The sequence below is a fragment of the Tabrizicola sp. genome (assembly GCF_034366665.1).
In the GTDB taxonomy this organism is placed as follows: domain Bacteria; phylum Pseudomonadota; class Alphaproteobacteria; order Rhodobacterales; family Rhodobacteraceae; genus Tabrizicola.
The window spans coordinates 1-17,529 of the sequence record NZ_JAXMMF010000134.1 but is presented as its reverse complement, the minus strand read 5'-3'; the positions used below and the strand labels follow the sequence as shown (position 1 = coordinate 17,529).

General features: G+C 66.0%; 23 protein-coding genes and 1 pseudogene. 10 read left to right on the top strand and 14 right to left on the bottom strand.

The features are described 5' to 3' along the window. The 3 genes from U1E69_RS19455 to gap all read right to left on the bottom strand — a co-directional run. The coding region (locus U1E69_RS19455) for a type I glyceraldehyde-3-phosphate dehydrogenase (RefSeq protein WP_322246077.1) at positions 1–558 on the bottom strand (558 nt) is incomplete at its 3' end. Positions 559–640: 82 nt separating this feature from the next. Beyond that, positions 641–784 (bottom strand): glyceraldehyde-3-phosphate dehydrogenase, encoded by a 144-nt coding sequence (locus U1E69_RS19450; RefSeq protein ID WP_322246076.1) that lies wholly within the window; start codon positions 782–784, stop codon positions 641–643. Positions 785–817: 33 nt separating this feature from the next. After that, positions 818–1,819, bottom strand: a complete 1,002-nt coding sequence (gene gap / locus U1E69_RS19445) for a type I glyceraldehyde-3-phosphate dehydrogenase (RefSeq protein WP_322246075.1) — start codon at positions 1,817–1,819, stop codon at positions 818–820. A gap of 185 nt (positions 1,820–2,004) precedes the next feature. Between gap and U1E69_RS19440 the strand changes: the two genes are divergently transcribed. Both U1E69_RS19440 and U1E69_RS19435 read left to right on the top strand, forming a co-directional pair. Continuing rightward, entirely contained in the window at positions 2,005–2,979 is a 975-nt protein-coding gene (locus U1E69_RS19440; RefSeq protein WP_322246074.1) for a DUF808 domain-containing protein, read from the top strand. 50 nt (positions 2,980–3,029) lie between these two features. Next, complete coding sequence (locus U1E69_RS19435) at positions 3,030–3,563, top strand: DUF2934 domain-containing protein (protein WP_322246073.1); 534 nt, start codon at positions 3,030–3,032, stop codon at positions 3,561–3,563. An 11-nt stretch (positions 3,564–3,574) separates the two neighbouring features. Here the strand turns inward: U1E69_RS19435 and U1E69_RS19430 are convergent, their stop codons facing one another. From U1E69_RS19430 to tkt, 3 genes are all read right to left on the bottom strand, one after another. Next, on the bottom strand, positions 3,575–4,690 hold the full coding sequence (locus U1E69_RS19430; RefSeq protein ID WP_322246072.1) for an HPP family protein: 1,116 nt from the start codon (positions 4,688–4,690) through the stop codon (positions 3,575–3,577). Between the two features lie 56 nt (positions 4,691–4,746). Beyond that, positions 4,747–5,325 (bottom strand): PepSY-associated TM helix domain-containing protein, encoded by a 579-nt coding sequence (locus U1E69_RS19425; protein ID WP_322246071.1) that lies wholly within the window; start codon positions 5,323–5,325, stop codon positions 4,747–4,749. Positions 5,326–5,434: 109 nt separating this feature from the next. Further along, positions 5,435–7,450 carry a transketolase gene (gene tkt / locus U1E69_RS19420; RefSeq protein WP_322246070.1) on the bottom strand — a complete coding sequence of 672 codons (2,016 nt, stop codon included), beginning with the start codon at positions 7,448–7,450 and terminating at the stop codon, positions 5,435–5,437. 202 nt (positions 7,451–7,652) lie between these two features. Here tkt and U1E69_RS19415 point away from each other — a divergent pair, with 202 nt between their 5' ends. The 3 genes from U1E69_RS19415 to U1E69_RS19405 are packed head-to-tail and all read left to right on the top strand — an operon-like array spanning position 7,653 to position 8,825. After that, the gene (locus U1E69_RS19415) at positions 7,653–8,156 is read left to right on the top strand and encodes a hypothetical protein (protein ID WP_322246069.1); all 504 of its coding nucleotides are present in this window, start codon (positions 7,653–7,655) and stop codon (positions 8,154–8,156) included. Next, entirely contained in the window at positions 8,149–8,514 is a 366-nt protein-coding gene (locus U1E69_RS19410; protein WP_322246068.1) for a cell division protein ZapA, read from the top strand. The genes U1E69_RS19415 and U1E69_RS19410 overlap by 8 nt, the downstream gene beginning before the upstream one ends. Then, the gene (locus U1E69_RS19405) at positions 8,511–8,825 is read left to right on the top strand and encodes an MliC family protein (RefSeq protein WP_322246067.1); all 315 of its coding nucleotides are present in this window, start codon (positions 8,511–8,513) and stop codon (positions 8,823–8,825) included. Before U1E69_RS19410 ends, U1E69_RS19405 begins: the two co-directional genes overlap by 4 nt. A 34-nt stretch (positions 8,826–8,859) precedes the next feature. Here U1E69_RS19405 and grxD read toward each other — a convergent pair whose 3' ends face one another. The 6 genes from grxD to purL all read right to left on the bottom strand — a co-directional run bounded on the left by grxD (position 8,860) and on the right by purL (position 12,858). Continuing rightward, positions 8,860–9,219 (bottom strand): Grx4 family monothiol glutaredoxin, encoded by a 360-nt coding sequence (gene grxD, locus U1E69_RS19400; protein ID WP_322246066.1) that lies wholly within the window; start codon positions 9,217–9,219, stop codon positions 8,860–8,862. Positions 9,220–9,409: 190 nt separating this feature from the next. Continuing rightward, positions 9,410–9,610 (bottom strand): hypothetical protein, encoded by a 201-nt coding sequence (locus tag U1E69_RS19395; RefSeq protein WP_322246065.1) that lies wholly within the window; start codon positions 9,608–9,610, stop codon positions 9,410–9,412. 12 nt (positions 9,611–9,622) lie between these two features. Further along, the gene (locus U1E69_RS19390; RefSeq protein WP_322246064.1) at positions 9,623–9,931 is read right to left on the bottom strand and encodes a hypothetical protein; all 309 of its coding nucleotides are present in this window, start codon (positions 9,929–9,931) and stop codon (positions 9,623–9,625) included. Positions 9,932–9,940: 9 nt separating this feature from the next. Beyond that, positions 9,941–10,177, bottom strand: coding sequence for a BolA/IbaG family iron-sulfur metabolism protein (locus tag U1E69_RS19385; protein ID WP_322246063.1), 237 nt, complete (start codon positions 10,175–10,177; stop codon positions 9,941–9,943). A 27-nt stretch (positions 10,178–10,204) separates the two neighbouring features. Further along, entirely contained in the window at positions 10,205–10,705 is a 501-nt protein-coding gene (locus U1E69_RS19380) for a GNAT family protein (RefSeq protein WP_322246062.1), read from the bottom strand. Next, on the bottom strand, positions 10,705–12,858 hold the full coding sequence (gene purL / locus U1E69_RS19375; protein WP_322246061.1) for a phosphoribosylformylglycinamidine synthase subunit PurL: 2,154 nt from the start codon (positions 12,856–12,858) through the stop codon (positions 10,705–10,707). Before purL ends, U1E69_RS19380 begins: the two co-directional genes overlap by 1 nt. A 227-nt stretch (positions 12,859–13,085) precedes the next feature. Between purL and U1E69_RS19370 the strand changes: the two genes are divergently transcribed. The 5 genes from U1E69_RS19370 (at position 13,086) to U1E69_RS19355 (ending at position 15,631) form a co-directional block, all read left to right on the top strand. Then, positions 13,086–13,220 (top strand): hypothetical protein, encoded by a 135-nt coding sequence (locus U1E69_RS19370; RefSeq protein ID WP_322246060.1) that lies wholly within the window; start codon positions 13,086–13,088, stop codon positions 13,218–13,220. Positions 13,221–13,223: 3 nt separating this feature from the next. After that, positions 13,224–13,478, top strand: coding sequence for an MAPEG family protein (locus U1E69_RS22655; RefSeq protein WP_416200307.1), 255 nt, complete (start codon positions 13,224–13,226; stop codon positions 13,476–13,478). Positions 13,479–13,506: 28 nt separating this feature from the next. Next, complete coding sequence (locus U1E69_RS19365; RefSeq protein ID WP_322246059.1) at positions 13,507–13,866, top strand: YciI family protein; 360 nt, start codon at positions 13,507–13,509, stop codon at positions 13,864–13,866. A gap of 7 nt (positions 13,867–13,873) precedes the next feature. After that, positions 13,874–15,100 (top strand): RNA polymerase sigma factor, encoded by a 1,227-nt coding sequence (locus U1E69_RS19360; protein WP_322246058.1) that lies wholly within the window; start codon positions 13,874–13,876, stop codon positions 15,098–15,100. Positions 15,101–15,181: 81 nt separating this feature from the next. Further along, a complete protein-coding gene (locus tag U1E69_RS19355) occupies positions 15,182–15,631 on the top strand; it encodes a hypothetical protein (protein WP_322246057.1) in 450 nt (149 codons plus the stop codon). A 251-nt stretch (positions 15,632–15,882) separates the two neighbouring features. Here the strand turns inward: U1E69_RS19355 and U1E69_RS19350 are convergent, their stop codons facing one another. Next, positions 15,883–16,788 (bottom strand): LysR family transcriptional regulator, encoded by a 906-nt coding sequence (locus U1E69_RS19350; protein ID WP_322246056.1) that lies wholly within the window; start codon positions 16,786–16,788, stop codon positions 15,883–15,885. Between the two features lie 228 nt (positions 16,789–17,016). Beyond that, a pseudogene (locus tag U1E69_RS22650) lies at positions 17,017–17,529 on the bottom strand (hypothetical protein); the annotation flags it as partial.

Genomic DNA, 17,529 nt, shown 5'->3' with positions numbered 1-17,529 from the left:
CGTCGGCTGGTCGCCGGTGTAGCTGTGGATCGTGGTCATCATGCCCTTTTCGATCCCGATGGCGTTGTTAAGGACAAAGGCCACGGGCGACAGGCAGTTGGTGGTGCAAGACGCGTTCGAGACGACGATGTCATCCTTGGTCAGCGTGTTGTGGTTCACGCCGTAGACGATGGTCTTGTCCGCGCCGTCGCCGGGCGCGCTGATCAGCACGCGCTTGGACCCATTCTCCAGATGTGCCTGGCACTTTTCCTTCGAGGTGAAGATGCCGGTGCATTCCAGCACGATATCGACATCGCCCCAGGGCAGCTCGGCCGGGTTCCGCAGCGCGGTCACCCGCATCGGCCCGCGCCCGACGTCGATGGTGTCAGCCCCCGTGGTCACCGTGGCCGGGAACTTCCCGTGCACCGAATCGTAGCGCAGGAGGTGGGCGTTCGTCTCGACCGGGCCCAGATCGTTGATGGCCACGACCTCGATGTCGGTGCGGCCCGACTCGATGATGGCACGCAGCACGTTGCGCCCGATGCGTCCAAATCCGTTGATGGCAACCTTGACGGCCATGACTAGTCCTCCGAAGCTGGGGATATCCCGATAGCGCTAACAAAGGCATATCGGCGGGAATTGCAACCGCAGTTTGACGCGGTCAGTTCCAGAAATCCACCCACTCGATGAGGTCGAGGAATTTCCGCGCCAGGAACAGCAGCGCCGAGCCGCCGTTCAGGGCGGCGTCGGCGATGATCGCGGCCACGATCACGATGCCCAGCCAGAGCGCGATGGTGTTGGTCAAGACGGTCCCCGGAAGCGGGGCGCCAGGCCCCGGTTACTGCGCAAGCCGCCCCATGACGCCAGCCACATCGGCCATCCGGCAGGAGAAGCCCCATTCGTTATCATACCACGCCAGCACCCGAACGGAACGCCCCGCGACCTTGGTCTGATCTGGCGCGAAGATGCACGATTGCGGCGTGTGGTTGAAATCGATCGACACCTTCGGTTCGGGGTCATAGGCCATGACCATGCCCATGTATCCTGCGCAGGCTTCCCTGACGATTTCGTTAACCTCCGCCACAGTGACGGATTTCTGCGCGATGAAGGTCAGGTCCACCGCGCTGACGTTCGGGGTCGGCACCCGGATCGCCGATCCTTCCAGCCGCCCCGCCAGCTCCGGCAGCACCTCGCCGATCGCCTTGCCCGCGCCGGTCGAGGTCGGGATCATCGCCATTGCGGCTGACCGCGCGCGGTAGAGGTCCTTGTGCCGTCGGTCCAGCGTTGGCTGGTCGCCGGTATAGCTGTGGATCGTGGTCATGATCCCAGAGTCAATCCCGATCGCGTCGTTCAGCACCTTGGCCAGGGGTGCCAGGCAATTCGTCGTGCAGGACGCGTTCGAGACGACCTTGTGTTCCGGCAGCAGGCTGCGGTGGTTGACGCCGTAGACCACCGTCAGGTCTGCACGCTTGGCCGGGGCCGAGACCAGCACCCGCTTCGCCCCACGCCCCAGATGCACCGCCGCGCGGTCGCGGTCGTTGAATTTGCCGGTACATTCCAGCACCACATCCACCCCGGCCCAATCCAGTTCCTCGGGGTTGTAGGTCGACATGATCCGGATCGGGCCGCGGCCAAGGTCCAGGCCGTCTTCGGTGACCTTCACCAGACTCGGAAACCGGCCATGCACGCTGTCATAGCGCAGAAGATGCGCGTTCGTTTCGACCGGTCCTGTCGCATTGATCGCCACCACCTGCACGTCATTGCGGTTCGATTCCGCGATATGTGCCAGCGTGCAGCGCCCGATGCGGCCGAAGCCGTTGATGCCGACGGTCACGGTCATGATAGGGTCCCCTGCTGATGCCTGGGCAGGGTCTTAGCCGGTCCACAACGGCATACAAGGCAGAAATCGACACCTTATCAGCATGTTAGCGCAATCTTCGCCTGTTTGCGCTAACCCCATGCAGCACTTTGCCGAATCCTGCGTTTCCCGGTACACCGACGGTTGCAGGCAAGCTGGGGCAGGGCATGAGCGGACTTCTCGCACTTCTCGACGACGTGGCGGCCATTGCCAAGGTGGCGGCCTCGTCGATCGACGACATCGCCGCGGCTGCGGCCAAGGCCGGGACCAAGGCCGCGGGCGTTGTGATCGACGATGCGGCGGTGACGCCGAAGTATGTCCACGGCTTCTCGGCCGACCGGGAACTGCCGATCATCTGGCGCATCGCGCTTGGGTCGTTGCGCAACAAGCTGATCGTCCTGCTGCCCGGCCTTCTGGCGCTGGACCATTTCGCGCCTTGGGTCATCACACCGCTTCTGATGCTGGGCGGGGCCTATCTGTGCTTCGAGGGCGCGGAAAAGCTGGTCCACGCCTTCGCCCCCCATGCTGATGAGGCCGTCGCGTCGGATTTCGACACCAAGGACCCGACCCACCTGGAAGAGGAAAAGGTCGCGGGTGCCATCAAGACCGATTTCATCCTGTCGGCCGAGATCATGACCATCGCTTTGGCCACCATCGAAAGTCCGAACTTCTGGATGCAGGCGATCACCTTGGCCGTCGTCGGCACGTTCATCACCGTCGTGGTCTATGGTGCCGTGGCGCTGATCGTGAAGATGGACGACGTGGGCCTGCATCTGGCCGCGACGGGCCGCACCTCTGGGGGCAGGGCGCTGGGGCGGGGGCTGGTGCTGGCGATGCCGAAGCTGATGGCGTTCCTGTCCACCGTCGGCACCGCTGCGATGCTGTGGGTTGGCGGCAACATCGTGATCCACGGGCTGGAGGTCACGCATCTTTGGGCCTGGCCCTACGAGACGATCCACCACATCGCGCAAGGTGCTGCCCAGGCGGTGCCCGCTGCGCAGGGCTTTGTCGAATGGGTGGTCACCGCGGCCCTGGACGGCGTCTTCGGGCTGATCCTGGGTGTTCTGCTGATCCCCATCGCCACCCGTGTCATCGGCCCGCTCTGGGCTGCCGTCACCGGCAAGAAGGCTGCCGCGCACTGACGGAACCCGTCGGTCGTCGCGGCGTTGTCGCTTCAGCAACGGAGGCCGCCATGAACCGCCAAGATTTCGACGCCTGGGAGACCCGTATCCGCGACCGCGCAGACCAGCTTTGGGTTGACGCGGGCCGCCCCGACGGGGGACGTGACCGCTACATCGACCAGGCGCGCGAGCTTCTGGCGATGGGCGAGGTCGCGCTTCCGACGCTCGACCCCGAAGAGGCCGCCGAGCCGGTGATCGAGGAAGCTTCGATCCAGGGCAACCTTGGCGAGTTTCCCACGCTCACCGACCAGGGCGAAGAGCAGACCTATCCGCACGAGCAGGATGCCGACGGCCCGCGCCTGTCGGACGGCGATGCCTCGGACGAGGGCGGCGTATTGCCGCTGGACGAGGAACCGCAGGACGCGTTGTCCGAGGTGTCCGAAGCCGATGCCGACGTGACCTCCAGTTCGGTCAACGCCGGGGATGGTCCGGAAAACCCTGATCTCAACGACGACGGCATGCCCGACCCCCAGGATCTGGACGACGATGTCGACGGCGAGATGCCTCCTGGCGACGAGTACGAGGACAGCGCCCCCCCGCGCTAGATGCCGTTGCACTAGGTCTGCAGCAGTGCCAGCCGCTGCGCCAGCGCCGAGACAAGGTCGGTGCGGGTGACGATCCCGACAATGGCCGGGCCTTCGACCACCGGCACCGCCTCTGCACCCCCATCCGCCAGAAGCGGCAGCAGAGCCCCTACGGGTGTCTCGGGCGTGACCCAAGGCACGCCGGTCTCCATGATCTCGCCCGCCTTCGGGGGGCGTTTGCGATGGCTGTCGATCAGATGCGCAAAGGCGCGGATCAGGCTGTGGTGCTGGCGGAAGGCGTCCTGCCGCGCGCGGCGGATGAGGTCGATCTGGAAGATCAGACCCATCAGCCGCCCGCCTTCGACCACGGGCAGCGAGGTGAAGCCTCGCGTGCGAAACAGGTCGGCCACCTGGGACAGCGGCGCCTCCGGCCCCACGGTCACCAGGTCGCGCGACATGATGTCGGCGGCGGTGAAGCCTTCCATCCGCCGCGCTGCCGCCGCCTGTTCCGCCGCGCCAACAAGCCGGGCAAGGTCGGCGACGCCCAGGTTCGATGACTGCCGATACTCCTCCAGGATCGCCGCCAGCTCGGCGGGATCAAGGCCGATGCGCGCCTCGGGTGTCGGGTCCTGCGTGCCATGCGGACCGGGCTGGGTCGGTTGGCGGAACGGATAGACCCGGCCCACCGCGCCGTTCCACAGGATGCCGATGCCCACCAGCAGCGCCGACCCCGACGCCACGCTGCCCGCCGTCGCGAGCCAGTCAGCCGGACCGCCTAGCGCCACCAGCAGAGCCACGGCCCCTCCAGGCGGATGCAGCGCGCGGGTTGCCAGCATCGCGGCAATCGCCAGGCCCACGGCCAGCGGAACCGCCCAGTCGGCCTGGGGCAGGGCGGTCAGCACCGCCAGCGCCACCAGCGCCGAAAGCGTGTTGCCCATCACGACCGACCAGGGCTGCGCCAGCGGGCTGTTCGGCACGGCATAGACCAGCACCGCCGAGGCCCCGAAGGGCGCGATCAGCCAGCCCAGGCCAGCGCCCCGCAGCGCCAGCCCCGCCAGCAACAGCCCCAGCCCTGCGCCAAGTCCCGCACGGGCCAGGTCCACCCCCTTCGGACCCGCCATCGCCGGGCCGAATCCTCTCCAGTCCATGATCCGCCTCCCTGTCGGCGCGGACCCTGACCTGAGGCGCGGCAAATGAAAAGCCGTCAGGGCGTCGTCGCCGCCCGCACCCGCCGCCGGTTCTGCCTGCGGCGCAAGCGGGGCATCAGGAAAAGGATGATCCCTGACAGTCCGAAGATCACCATGGACGCGGCCGTGATGTCGGCCAGCCAGGTGCCAAAGGTCCGGGTCAGCCAGCCGCGTTCGTGCAGGCGCTTGAAGATGCCCTCCCAGTAGGTCCGCGTCTCCAGCACCGTCCCATCCGGGGCATGGGTGACGCGGGAAAGGTCGGTCTTCACCCAGTAATGTCCCGTCTGCAGGGCAACGATCACCTGCGCATCGCCCGCCGCGAAGACCGCGGCAGCGCGTCCGTGGTAGGTCTTGTCATCCTCCAGCGTCAGCGCCACCCCGGGATAAAGCCCCTCGGCCAGCACGCGGGCCTCGTTCACTGTCAGGGCCTTCGCCCCAGGCCAGGTGTCGAACTGCGCCTCGTCGTAGCTTTCGCCCTCAAGCCAGCCCATCACCAGCCGTTCGTGATTGAGGTACAGACCTGTCAGCCCAATGAGGATGACCCAGGGCAGGACGATCACGCCCAGCCAGCCATGCACGGTCTTCAGAAGTCGCATCCCGGTCCTCCAGTTCGACCGGACCCTAGCCAGCCGCGCAGCACCGGTCAGCCAAAAAGCAAGCGGCGGCCCTAAGCCGCCGCTTAATCCTTGGGTCTAAACCAAAGGCTCAGAGCATCGCCTTGGCAGCCGCCACGGTTGCGTCGGCGGTGATGCCGAACTCGGCATACAGCCGCTCCATCGGGGCCGAGGCGCCGAAGGTGGACATGCCCACGAAGGCGGCCTTCGCCTCACGGCCCCGCTCGCCCAGAAGCCAGCGGTCCCAGCCCATGCGGACGCCGGCCTCGACCGCCACCCGAACCGGGCCGGGCGGCAGGACCTTGCGGCGGTAAGCCTCGTCCTGTGCGGCGAAGAGCTCCATCGACGGCATGGAGACGACACGAGTGCCGATCCCTTCCGCCTCCAGCGCCGCGCGGGCCTTGAGCGCGATCTCGACCTCGGAGCCCGTCGCCATCAGGATCACCTGCCGCTTGCCCGTGGCTTCCTCCAGCACATAGGCACCCTTGGCGACCATGTTGGTGTTGGTGTGGGTCTTGCGCACCGCGGGCAGGTTCTGCCGCGACAGCGCCAGGACGGTGGGCCGGGTCTTTTCGGTCAGGGCAATTTCCCAGGCTTCGGCGACCTCGACCAGGTCAGCGGGGCGAATGACCAGGGTGTTGGGCGTCGCGCGGCTGATCGCCAGATGCTCGACCGGCTGGTGGGTCGGGCCATCCTCGCCCAGACCGATGCTGTCATGCGTCATCACGTAGACCACGGGCACGCCCATCAGGGCCGACAGGCGCATCGACGGCCGCGCATAGTCGGTAAAGCACATGAAAGTCCCGCCGTAAGGCCTTACGCCGCCATGCAAAACCATGCCGTTCATCGCGGCGGCCATGCCGTGCTCGCGAATGCCGAAATAGACGTAACGGCCTTTGCGATCCTCGGGCGTGAAGACGCCAAGGTCGGCGGTCTTGGTGTTGTTCGATCCCGTCAGGTCGGCCGAGCCGCCGATGGTCTCAAGGCAGATCGGGTTCACCGCTGCCAGCACCTTTTCCGACGAGGCGCGGGTCGCCAGCTTCGGCATGTCCGCGACGGCCTGTTTTTTCACCGCACGAATGGCGGCAGCCAGCTTTGCCGGGGCCTCCAGCGTGAAGATGCGCCTGAACTCGGCCTGCTTGGCTGGGGACAGGGCGGCGAAACGGGCTTCCCACTCGGAGTGGGCCTTGGCACCCTTGGCGCCCAGCGACTCCCACCAGGTCTTCACATCAGCGGGGACCTCGAACGGCCCGCCCTTCCAGCCGTAAGCGTCCTTGGCCGCCTGCAGCTGCGCCTTGTCTGTCAGGGCACCGTGACCCTTGGAGGTATCCTGCGCCGCATGGCCGATGGCGATGTGGGTTTTGCAGGCGACCATCGCCGGGCGGGGCGAGGCCTTGGCCGCGCTCAGTGCCCGGTCGATGTCCACGGGGTCATGCCCGTCGCATTCGAACACGTCCCAGCCCGAGGCTGCAAACCGCGCTTTCTGGTCGGTGACGTCGGCGATGCTGACCTTGCCGTCGATGGTGATGCCGTTGTTGTCCCACAGCACGATCAGGCGGCTCAGCTCAAGCTTGCCCGCCAGACCGATGGCTTCCTGGGAAACACCTTCCATCAGGCAGCCGTCGCCTGCGATGACCCAGGTGTAGTGGTCCTGGACCTTGGCCCCCCAGCGCGCGCGCAGGGATTCCTCGGCCATCGCGAACCCGACGGCGTTGGAAATCCCCTGACCCAACGGCCCCGTCGTCGTCTCGACGCCCGCGACATGGCCGAATTCCGGGTGGCCTGCAGTGATGGCACCCCATTGGCGGAAGTTCCTGATCTGCTCCAGCGTCATGTCGGCATAGCCGGTCAGGTAAAGCAGCGAGTAGATCAGCATCGACCCATGTCCCGCCGACAGGATGAAGCGGTCGCGGTCCGGCCAGCGCGGGGCCTTGGGGTCGAATTTCAGGTGCTTCTCGAACAGCACCGTCGCCACATCGGCCATCCCCATCGGCATTCCCGAGTGGCCCGAATTCGCCGCCGCCACCGCGTCCAGCGTCAGGGCCCGGATCGCGGTCGCCCGCATCCAGTGGTCAGGGTGGGTCTGGCGGAGGGTCTGGATGTCCAAGGCGGCATTCCTTCGGCTGAATGGGGTTGCGAAGGCCTTACCCACCACGACCGGCAAGATCAAGCTTGGACCCCAAGGCCTTGGGAAGAAAGGCCGGTCGCCTTTCCGGGGTTTCACGCTAAGATCGGTTCCGACCGGGAAGGGGGCGATTCGTCGCCGCTGGACGGGCATCGGAACGGTCGCGACGTGCAAGGGGTAAGGGATGCAGGATATAACCGAACTGGAAAAGCGGATCACCGCTGCGCTGGAACGGATCGGCAAGGGCGTGGACCGGCTGGCCGCGCAACCCCGGGCTGCTGCCTCTGCGCCGCCCACCGCCGCGGCATCACCCCAGTCCGACGCCGCCCTCCGCGCCCAGCTGGAGGAGGAGAAGTCCCTTACCGCCCAGCTGCAGGCCCGCCTTCGCGCCGCCAGCGCGCGTGAGGCGAAGGGCGACCTGCAGGACAAGGTCGACCGCCTGACGCAGGAGCTGGACGTCAAGGGGCTGGAACTGCAGCGGATGCGCCGCGTCAACGCCAGCTTGCGCGAACAGCTGGAGGCCCTGCGCACTGCCGCCGCCGCGGGTGCCACCGAACCCCATCTGATCAACAAGGCCATGCAGACCGAGCTTGAGACCCTGCGCGCCACCCGCCTGACCGAGATCGCCGAGATGGACGAAATCCTGGCAGCGCTTGAACCCCACCTGACGGAGGCCGGCAATGCCTGAACTTGAAGTCACCATCGGCGGCCGTCCGTTCCAGGTCTCGTGCCAGCCGGGCGAGGAACATTTCCTGCGCGCCGCCGCCGGGATGCTGGACGCCGAAGCCTCGCCGATCATCGCCCAGATGGGCCGCTTGCCGGAAGCCAAGATGCTGCTGATGGCGGGGCTGATGCTGGCCGACAAGACCGCCGCCGTGGAAGATGAACTGCGCAGCCTGCGCGCCCGCGTGGCGGAACTTGAGGCCCGCCCCGTCGCCACCCGCGACGTCGCCGTGATCCCGCCTCAGGTCAACGAAACCCTGGCCGAGATCGCCGCCCGCGCCGAAGCGATGGCCGCCCGGGTCGAGGAACAGCTGAAGGCATGAAGGCGCTCTGGCTACTGGCACTGGTGCCGACCACCGCTGTCGCGCAGGATTTCACCGGCGCGATTTATGTCTGCGACCGGGATGTTCGGGTTCCGGCGACCTACGTCAACGGCCCCGATCAAAGCCTGGTCGTCATCAATGTCGATGGCAACCAGATCACGCTGCTGGGGGAGCCTGCAGCCTCGGGCGCGCGCTACGGCTGGCCGTCGGACGGGTCCAACTATGTCTGGTGGACAAAAGGCGACGAGGCGACACTGTACTGGAAGACGCCCGAGGGTGAGACGCTGCTCCTGACCTGCCGCGCAGAATAAGCGAAAAGGCCCGCCGACGCGGGCCTTGCGCCTCTCAGGCGTTTGCTTCGCGGATCTTCTCGGCGGCGGCCTTGTCGAAGGTCACACCCTTGGCTTCCAGAAGCTGGTCCAGCTCGCCCGACAGCGTCATCTCGGTGACGATGTCGCAGCCGCCGACGAATTCGCCTTTGACGTAAAGCTGCGGGATGGTCGGCCAGTCGCTGAAGTCCTTGATCCCCTGCCGGATGTCGGCATCGGCCAGCACGTTGACGTCGGCAAACTCCACCCCCATGAAGTTCAACACCCCGGCCACGCGGGACGAGAACCCGCATTGCGGCATCATCTTGGTGCCCTTCATGAACAGCACCACGTCGTTCTTGGTGATCGTCTCGCGGATTTGGTCCTGTGCGCTCATCGCCCGTTCTTCCTTTTCCATCTGCGGAATTCCCACTTCCGGGTAATCCGCCAGTGTCTTGGCCCATATTTCAACAGCGGCCAGTGGCTTGCAACCGATATGGCGGCAAACACCACCAGCAAACCCGCCAGCCACGGCCCGACCCAGGGAGCTTTCTCCACCAGCCAGGCTGCAAGCCCCGGGTCCAATCCTACTCTCGACTGTCGCGCGAGGCCAGATAGGCCGCCATCCGCCGTTCGGATTCCAGCGTTGCGGCCTGGCGCTTTTCGAAATCTTCGTCCACCGGCGGCTCGCCGCGCTTGCGTGCGGCCCGGGCCTTCAGGATCGTGGCGATCCCCACCAGCGGCAGCAGCACCCCTACCAGCCCGCCAAGTCCTGCACCTGCCGGCATCATCATGCTCCTTCAGACCAGCCCAAGGTCACGTCCCACCAGATAGGCTGCGGCCAGCGTTCCCACAAGGATCAGCCCCAGAAACAGCGCGCGCAAGTCCGGGCGGTCGGCGACAATGTGCGTCAGGCGTGCAAGGGCGATCAGCAAGAGCAGCAGGATGGCGCCGTGCAGGGCGACGTTGAACGCAACGTACCAGTCGGGCCCGGTTTCCACGAATTCCCCCGGCTGCGGCCGGTCCAGCCATTCAAGCCCCGCCACCACAGTTGCGCCCAGCGACAGAACCGTTGCGCCGATCCGTTCCTGGCGAGGGTCCGCGGCCATGCTGTGCCCCTAGTCTGGCGCTTTGGTGGTCAGAGCCAGCGCATGCAGCGCGCCGTTCGGGCCGTCCATCTTGCCCTTCAGGGCAGCATAGACCGCGCGTTGCTGCTGGACACGGTTCAGGCCTTTGAAGGACGGGTCGATCACCTCGGCCGCAAAATGTGCGCCGTCGTCGCCCTGCACGCTGATCCTGGCATTCGGGAAAGCCTCCCGGATCAGGGCTTCGATGTCGCGGGCTTCGATGGGCATCAGGCGGTCTCCTTCTTCATCACAAACCTAGGCTTGCGCGGGAAGGGGTTCAAGGGATTCCCATTCGTCGCGCAGCATCCCGTACAGGATCAGGTCCACCACCCGCCCCAAAGCCGGGCGGTACCAATGGTGCCGCAGCCGCCCCTCCTGCGTGAAGCCCGCCCGGTCGTAGGTCTTCATCGCCCGCGGATTCTCGGACGAGGCGTCCAGCCAGACCCGAGCGGCACCCAAGGTGCCGAACCCGTAGTCGACCAGCGTCCGAAGAAAAACCTGACCCGCGCCCTTGCCGGTCTGGGCCAGCGCCAGCCTGCGCAACTCTACAGCGCCTGAAGGTTCGCCAACCTGGCAGAAGAGCGCATAGCCCGCGGGCTGTCCCTGCGGCTGCCAGATCAGCAGGCGCACGCTTGGGTCGGCCAGATAGGCCGCCAGCGCGGCCTCGTCCTCGTCGGTAATGAAGGGCGCATTCTCAGCCCGCCCGGCCAAAGCGCGGATGAACGGAAAATCCGCCGCCGTTGCTGGGCGCAACATCAGACGCCCACGGTCGCCGCAAAGGCCGTGCGATAAAGCTGCGACAACTCGGCCAGCGCTGCGCTTTCAGTGCCGAAGGTCACGCGGTCGCCGCCAAACTTGCCGACCTGGGCCACCTTTACCCCGCCCGCTGCCGCCATGAAGGCGGCAAGGTCGTCGTGCCGGATCGCCACCACGTAGCGCGCCTGATCTTCGCCGAACAAGGGCCCGATCTCGCCCGATTTCAGCGTCAGACCGATCCCCGCGCCTTCGGCCATCCGGAACGCGGCCAGCGCAAGGCCGCCATCGCCCAGGTCCCGTGCCGCGCGGATGCGTTTGCGGTTGGCAAGCAGGGCCTTTGCGGCTGACACCTCGGCCGACAGGTCGACGTAAGGCGGCTCGCCTGCCTCGATCCCGAACGCCTCGGCCAGAAGGGCCGACTGCCCCAGATGGCCCCGCGTCTCGCCGATCACCACGACGATGTCGCCGTCCGCGGGTTGGCCCGAGATCAGGTCATCCGCCATCATGATGCCGACCGCGCCGATCGTGGGCGTGGGCAGGATGCCCGAGCCGTCCGTCTCGTTGTAAAGGCTGACGTTGCCCGACACGATCGGCATGTCCAGTGCCTTCACGGCAGCGCCGATGCCTTCCAGCGCGCCGACGAACTGCCCCATGATCTCGGGCTTTTCGGGGTTGCCGAAGTTCAGGTTGTCGGTCGTCGCCAGAGGCTTCGCGCCCACGGCGATCAGGTTCCGGTAGGATTCCGCCACCGCCTGCTTGCCGCCCTCGAACGGGTTGGCCTTCACATAGCGCGGCGTCACGGTCGAGGTGAAGGCCAGAAGCTTCCCCGTTCCATGCACCCGCACCACACCCGCACCAACACCCGGGGGCACGATGGTATCGGCCCCGACCTGGCTGTCATATTGCTCATAGACCCACCCCTTGTGGGCATAGGAGGGCGACCCGATCAGCGCCTTCAGCGCCACGATGGGCGTAATCGCCGGCACCTGTGGCACGGGCGCCGGGGCAGGGGAGGGCACCCAGGGCCGGTCATACTCCGGCGCGCTGGACGAAAGCTTGGACAAGGGAATGTCCGCCTTCACTTCGTTGCCGTGCAGGATCAGGAACCGATCTTCGGGGATCGTCTCGCCGACAATGGCAAAGTCCAGGTCCCACTTGACAAAGATCGCCCGCGCCTCGGCCTCCATGTCCGGCTTCAGCACCATGAGCATCCGCTCCTGAGACTCGGACAGCATCATTTCGTAGGCCGTCATCCCGGTTTCGCGCTGGGGCACGTCGTCCAGCTGCAGCTTGATTCCAAGGCCGCCCTTGTCGCCCATCTCGACCGCCGAACAGGTCAGCCCCGCGGCCCCCATGTCCTGAATGGAGATCACGGCACCCGAGGCCATCAGCTCCAGGCACGCCTCCAGAAGACGCTTCTCGGTGAAGGGGTCGCCCACCTGCACTGTCGGGCGCTTTTCCTCGATGGTGTCGTCGAACTCGGCGCTGGCCATCGTGGCCCCGCCCACCCCGTCGCGGCCCGTTTTCGCGCCAAGATAGACCACCGGCATCCCCACACCCGACGCCGCCGAGTAGAAGATCTTGTCGGTATCCGCCAAACCCGCCGCAAAGGCGTTCACCAGGCAGTTGCCGTTGTAGCTGCGGTGAAACCGCACCTCGCCGCCCACCGTCGGCACCCCGAACGCGTTGCCATAGGAGCCGACGCCCTCGACCACACCTTTCACCAAGTGCGCGGTCTTGGGATGCGACGGCAGACCGAAGGACAGCGCATTCATCGCCGCAATCGGCCGCGCGCCCATCGTGAAGACGTCGCGGAGGATGCCGCCGACGCCAGTTGCTGCACCTTGGTGCGGCTCGATGTAGGAGGGGTGGTTGTGGCTCTCCATCTTGAAGATCACCGCCTGGCCATCGCCGATATCGACGACCCCCGCGTTTTCGCCCGGTCCGCAGATCACTTGCGGCCCCGTGGTCGGCAGCTTTTTCAGATGGATCTTCGAGGACTTGTAGGAACAATGTTCGTTCCACATCGCACTGAAGATCCCCAGTTCGGTGAACGACGGCGTCCGCCCCAGGATACCCAGCAGGCGTTCCCATTCATCGGGCTTGATCCCGTGGCTGGCGACCAATTCCGGCGTGATGGCGGGCTCTTGCATGGCGTTCCCTCTGGCAGCTTGGCCGCCTCATAAGCGAAAGGCCGAAAAAGCGCAAACCGGCCCCCCGGCGATCCGCCCGCAAATTTCGCCCTGATTCCAGAACTTTGGCCACAGGGACGGAAAAAATCCGGCTGGATCGGAAAAAAATTTCGTGCCCGATGTCGAAATCGGCAAACTGGCAGCGTCCTTGGGTCACGAAACCCGAAACAACACAGGAAAACACAGACATGTCCTTCCCGATTACCACGCTGTACGCGCTGCCGCTGATCCTGATCTTCATCGTCCTCTTCTTCCGCGTGTCGGGGAAGCGGACCGAACTCAAGGCCTCCATCGGTCACGCCAACGATGCCGCGCTGCACTAACGCATCCGCCATCACGGCAACTTCGTCGAATGGGCGCCCTTCGTCCTGCTGCTCCTTGCCCTGGCCGAGGCGAACGGCGGCAACTCCATCGCGCTGCACTGTGCCGGTGGCTTCCTGGTCCTGGGGCGCGTCCTGCACCCGTTCGGCCTGAAGGCGGATAACCCGACCCATGTCCTGCGCATCATGGGCAACTCGCTGAACCTGTTGGCCACGGTCATCCTGCTGGTCGTCCTGACGATGGCCCGCTTCGGTCTCTGATCCCCCCTGTCACCCAAGGACCCACATCATGAACTACATGCTTCTGATCTATAACGATCCCGCGCTTGAACCGGCCTATGGCACCCCTGAGTTCCAGGCGATGATGGGCGGCTTCTTTGCCCTGAACGAAAAAATGAAGGCCGACGGCGTGTTGCGCGGCGGTGAGGGGCTGCAGGGCGTGGAAACCGCCACCTCCCTGCGCATCAAGGGCGGCAAGGTGGAAACGATGGACGGCCCCTTTGCGGAAACCCGCGAACACCTGGGCGGCTACTACATTGTCGAGGTTCCCGACCTGGACGCCGCCTTGAAATATGCCGCGATGATCCCTTCGGCCAGTTTCGGCACCATCGAGGTCCGCCCCCTGATGGACTACAACCCGAACGGATGAGCCGACCATGACCCTGGCCGCCCCCAAAGCCATCGCTGCAACCCAGGCTGTCGAGGCCGTGATGCGCGACCATCGGGGGCGGCTTCTGGCGGCGCTGATTGCCCGGCTGCGTGATTTCCAGCTGGCCGAAGATGCGCTGCAGGATGCCGCCATCTCGGCCATTTCGCATTGGGGCAGGGCGGGGTTGCCGGACTCGCCCCAGGGCTGGCTGTTGCGGGTGGCGTTGCGCAAGGCCATCGACCGGCTGCGCAGCGCCACCCGCGAAGGCCGCAAGGCGCAGGATCAGGCGCTGCTGGTGGGCGAGGAAGCCGATGAAATGGAAACCGACATTATCCCTGACGACCGGCTGCGGCTGATCTTCACCTGCTGCCACCCGGCGCTGGAAGAGAAGTCCCGCATTGCGCTGACGCTGCGGTCGCTGTGTGGCCTGACGACCCCACAGGTCGCGGCTGTCTTCCTGGATGCCGAACCGACGATGGGTCAGCGCCTCAGCCGCGCCAAGGCCAAGATCGCCGCTGCGCGCATCCCCTTTGCCGTGCCGGGGCCCGAGGACCTCCCCGACCGGTTGAACTCGGTCCTGACCACGGTCTATCTGATCTTCACCGCCGGTTACGCGCAGGGACCGCAGGCCGGCACCGACCTGTGCACCGAAGCGATCTTCCTGGCGCGGCTTCTGGTCCAGCTTGCCCCCGACCAGCCCGAGGTCGAGGCCGCGCTGGCGCTGCTATTGCTGACCCATGCCCGCTCTGCCGCCAGGACCGGCCCGGATGGCCAGACGCTGCCGCCGACGCGTCAGGACCGCAGCCTGTGGAACCAGGCGGACCTGGCCGAGGGGGGCCATCTTCTGGACCGGGCCGTGGCGCGCCGTCAGCCGGGCCCGTTCCAGATCAAGGCCGCCATCGCCGCGCTGCACGCGGCCGAGGGCACCCCGGACTGGCCGCAGATAACCGCGCTTTACGCCCGGCTGCATGACTTCGAGCCGACGCCGGTTGTCGCCTTGAACCATGCCGTCGCGCTGGCCGAGGCGGGACAGCCGGGTCTTGCGCTTGTCCAGGTCCGCGCGCTGGCGCAGGACCTGGACGGCTACCAGCCGTTCCATGCGGTTCTGGCCGACCTATCTGCCCGCACCGGCGCGCTGGAGGAGGCAAGGGCCGCCTATGCCCGCGCGATCGCCCTTGCCACCTCGGCTGCCGACCGCGCGTTCCTGGACGGACGGCTTGCTGCGCTGGACTGACGCCGGGCGCTGGAACATCCGCTGCCGCCAGCGGTTGACCTGTGCATGCCGACCCATCGGCACCACATCAGGAGACGACGCATGTTCAATTCCAAACCCTTTCTGGCCTCGGTCACGCTGGCCGCACTGGTCGCTGCACCGGCCTTCGCGCTTGACCTCAGCTCGGACATCACCCTTGGCGCGACGCCCGGGGACATGACCACCGTCACCGTGGTGAGCGATTCCGCCTTTGTCGGCAACGAGGTCCGCACCAAGGACCAGATCGTGATCGGCCAGGTGGAAAACGTCTATGAGGCCGACGGCGGCCCGGTCGCCGTGGTCACGCTGAACAGCGACTTCGGCGCCAAGTCCAGCGTCAAGTCCTTCACCGTGCCCTTGGCAGGCGATGTGACTGCCGATGGTTCGCTGACGCTGGGCTGGACCGAGGCCGAGCTGATCGCCGCCATCTCGTCCAACATCGACCCGACCGCCCCGGCCCAGAACGATTCGACAGACCAATCGGGCGATGCGGTCGAGGGCAGCGGCGGCTGATCCCGGACCATCTGCACACCGAACAATCTGCACACCACGGCCCGGCAGGCGACTGCCGGGCCTTTTTCCTGCGCCAGCGCAAAAAAAGGCCGAGCTTTACGCTCGGCCAAGTCCAACAGGGAGGTACGAAGGGACGAGAGCACGCTCATCGCCGCTTCGAGGTTTCAAATAGTGCCCCATGCTTGCGCAAACAAGTCCGGAATGCCCGACGTTTGGGCATTGCCGCTATGCAATTGCTGCATGGCAGCAATTCAGGCGGCAGCATCCTCGGCCTGCCTGCGGCGGAAGGCCATGATTTCCTCGGTCACGAAGTCCCGGAAGGCCGCCACGCGCTTGGAATGGCGCAGCTCTTCGGGGTAGGCCAGAAAGACCGGCACCTCGGCGCTTTCAACCTCGGGCAGGACCCTGACAAGATTGGGGAAATCGTCGGTCAGGTAATCCGGTAGCACCCCGATGCCCAGATGGTTCAGCACGCCCTGCAAGACCCCGAAGTAGTTGTTCACCGTCAGGGTCGAGGGGATGTCATGCGTCATGAGTTCCGCCACCAGAAGCGCCCCCGCCGCCACCTGCGGGGTACCCGCGTGCTGGCTGATCAGCCGGTGGCTGCTGAAATCGTCCATCGACTGCGGCTCGCCATGCGCAGCCAAATATTCGGGCGTTGCGAACATCTGCATCTTGATCTGCATCAGCCGCTTGCGGATCAGGTCGGCCTGGCTGGGCTCTTTCATGCGGATCGCCACGTCCGCCTCACGCATCGGCAGGTCCAGGACCCGCTCCTCCAGCATCAGGTCGATCTTCAGCGCCGGATACTTCTCGTACAGACGCGCCAGCCGGGGGGCGAGCCACAGGGTCCCGAACCCCGTCGTCGTCGTCACCCGCAATTCGCCGAAGACCTCATCCTCGCTGTCGCGGATGCGCGCCGCCGTCGCGTCCAGCCGCCGCACCATCTGTGTCGTGGCATCAAACAGAAGCTCGCCCTGTTCGGTCAGGATCAGCCCCCGCGCGTGGCGATGGAACAGCGTGACGTTCAGGCTTTCCTCCAGCGCGCGGATCTGCCGGCTGACGGCCGATTGCGACAGGTGCAGCACATCCCCCGCATGGGTCAGGCTGCCCTTCTCCGCCACGGCGTGAAAGATCCTCAGCTTGTCCCAATCCATACTCACCCTCGCCTCAAAGCGTTTTGCACCCTACCACGTCCGCCCCTACATAGGGAGACCACATTGCATGTGAAACCCCGGCATGGACGACCGGCGGGCGCTCGCTTGGGCCTTTCGTCCCCGGTCCGTCCCCCTTATGATTGCCGAACAGGCATCCCGCGCAGCGATTGCGCCCAGGCGAAAGTGGCAGGCATGGCAGTTGGCGTCTTCGATTCGGGCCTTGGTGGGCTAACTGTTCTTGATGCGCTGACAAAGCGGCTGCCGGATGTCCCTTTTGTCTATTTCGGCGACAATGCGCATGCTCCTTACGGCGTTCGCGACCATGACGACATCTTTGCGCTGACCTGCGCCGCCACCGAACGCCTCTGGGCCGAGGGCTGCGATCTGGTCATCCTTGCCTGCACCACCGCCTCTGCCGCCGCGCTCAAGCGGATGCAGAAAACCTGGGTCCCGCCGGAGCAGCGCGGCCTCGGGCGTCGGCATCCGGCGCTTCAGGGCCTCGACATGGCTGCGGACCAGCGCTTCGGCCAGGATCTCGTCACCCTGTTCGATGGCATCGACGACGCCGCCGCAGGGCTGCGCCTCGACATCGACGCCGAGGGCGCGGAAGGCAAGCTCGCGCTGGAAGGCGCGGCTGGCGACGGTGGCGGGGGTGGCGAAAAGGGCGACGTGCTTCACCGCCACTTCGCGCGGGGGGGAGTTGTCGCCCCATTGCCGTTCGGTCAGCGCCTCGATCAGGGG

What these genes read in the sequence shown, in the direction of transcription:
- gap (WP_322246075.1), bottom strand. Translation starts at nt 1,819, where the DNA reads ATGACCGTGACCGTCGGCATCAACGGCTTCGGCCGCATCGGGCGCTGC.
- U1E69_RS19440 (WP_322246074.1), top strand. Translation starts at nt 2,005, where the DNA reads ATGAGCGGACTTCTCGCACTTCTCGACGACGTGGCGGCCATTGCCAAG.
- U1E69_RS19435 (WP_322246073.1), top strand. Translation starts at nt 3,030, where the DNA reads ATGAACCGCCAAGATTTCGACGCCTGGGAGACCCGTATCCGCGACCGC.
- U1E69_RS19430 (WP_322246072.1), bottom strand. Translation starts at nt 4,690, where the DNA reads ATGGACTGGAGAGGATTCGGCCCGGCGATGGCGGGTCCGAAGGGGGTG.
- U1E69_RS19425 (WP_322246071.1), bottom strand. Translation starts at nt 5,325, where the DNA reads ATGCGACTTCTGAAGACCGTGCATGGCTGGCTGGGCGTGATCGTCCTG.
- U1E69_RS19415 (WP_322246069.1), top strand. Translation starts at nt 7,653, where the DNA reads ATGCAGGATATAACCGAACTGGAAAAGCGGATCACCGCTGCGCTGGAA.
- U1E69_RS19410 (WP_322246068.1), top strand. Translation starts at nt 8,149, where the DNA reads ATGCCTGAACTTGAAGTCACCATCGGCGGCCGTCCGTTCCAGGTCTCG.
- U1E69_RS19405 (WP_322246067.1), top strand. Translation starts at nt 8,511, where the DNA reads ATGAAGGCGCTCTGGCTACTGGCACTGGTGCCGACCACCGCTGTCGCG.
- grxD (WP_322246066.1), bottom strand. Translation starts at nt 9,219, where the DNA reads ATGAGCGCACAGGACCAAATCCGCGAGACGATCACCAAGAACGACGTG.
- U1E69_RS19395 (WP_322246065.1), bottom strand. Translation starts at nt 9,610, where the DNA reads ATGCCGGCAGGTGCAGGACTTGGCGGGCTGGTAGGGGTGCTGCTGCCG.
- U1E69_RS19390 (WP_322246064.1), bottom strand. Translation starts at nt 9,931, where the DNA reads ATGGCCGCGGACCCTCGCCAGGAACGGATCGGCGCAACGGTTCTGTCG.
- U1E69_RS19385 (WP_322246063.1), bottom strand. Translation starts at nt 10,177, where the DNA reads ATGCCCATCGAAGCCCGCGACATCGAAGCCCTGATCCGGGAGGCTTTC.
- U1E69_RS19380 (WP_322246062.1), bottom strand. Translation starts at nt 10,705, where the DNA reads ATGTTGCGCCCAGCAACGGCGGCGGATTTTCCGTTCATCCGCGCTTTG.
- purL (WP_322246061.1), bottom strand. Translation starts at nt 12,858, where the DNA reads ATGCAAGAGCCCGCCATCACGCCGGAATTGGTCGCCAGCCACGGGATC.
- U1E69_RS19370 (WP_322246060.1), top strand. Translation starts at nt 13,086, where the DNA reads ATGTCCTTCCCGATTACCACGCTGTACGCGCTGCCGCTGATCCTGATC.
- U1E69_RS19365 (WP_322246059.1), top strand. Translation starts at nt 13,507, where the DNA reads ATGAACTACATGCTTCTGATCTATAACGATCCCGCGCTTGAACCGGCC.
- U1E69_RS19360 (WP_322246058.1), top strand. Translation starts at nt 13,874, where the DNA reads ATGACCCTGGCCGCCCCCAAAGCCATCGCTGCAACCCAGGCTGTCGAG.
- U1E69_RS19355 (WP_322246057.1), top strand. Translation starts at nt 15,182, where the DNA reads ATGTTCAATTCCAAACCCTTTCTGGCCTCGGTCACGCTGGCCGCACTG.
- U1E69_RS19350 (WP_322246056.1), bottom strand. Translation starts at nt 16,788, where the DNA reads ATGGATTGGGACAAGCTGAGGATCTTTCACGCCGTGGCGGAGAAGGGC.